Here is a 609-nt window from a genome sequence, read left to right on the forward strand (position 1 = left end):
CAGCCGATCCTGGGAGATCAGCACGGGGCACTTGTCCTCGGAATCTCTCGACTACCTAACGTGCCAGGGAGTCAACCGAGGTGAGGCGACCGGCATGATGTTCGAGGTCTTTGTGGTGCCTCCGATGGCGAATCACCTGGTGCTGGGCGTCAAGCTGATTGGGACGCCCTGGGACGAGCCTGGGCTTCGGCAAGAGCACCTGGACGCAGCTGTGCCCGCTGACCTGGTGAACGTTCTTCACCTGGCGGCCGCGGCTGACGTGCGCTTCCTGGTCTTTGATCCGGATGCGCCAGAGCTTGAAGGGTTGCCCTACTTTCTTGAGCTTTCAGCTGACCTCGAGGAAGAGGCTAGAGCTGACTAAACCTTGAGGGCTACGGCCCTTATTTCACCACCCCATGGGGAGTATCACTCCCTTGGGGGTGGTGCTCCCCATGCTCGTAATGAAGGAGCACCACCATGTATAGCGCAATCTATTCACCAGATCAGACCCAGCGCCTGCGCCTGGAAATCGATACGGATCCAGTGAATCCTCGGGAGTCGTGCAATGTCGGCACGATGGTGTGCCGGCATCGTCGGTATCTGCTGGGTGATCAGCACGAGGGTCTGGAT

General features: G+C 59.3%; 1 protein-coding gene. It reads left to right on the forward strand.

What is annotated here, in order from left to right:
* On the forward strand, window positions 1-361 hold a 361-nt coding region (locus ACGTN6_RS20880), incomplete at its 5' end, for a DUF5983 family protein (RefSeq protein ID WP_444875045.1).
* Window positions 362-609: the final 248 nt, after the last annotated feature.

The organism is Halomonas sp. B23F22_20 (genome assembly GCF_043496985.1).
GTDB lineage: Bacteria > Pseudomonadota > Gammaproteobacteria > Pseudomonadales > Halomonadaceae > Halomonas.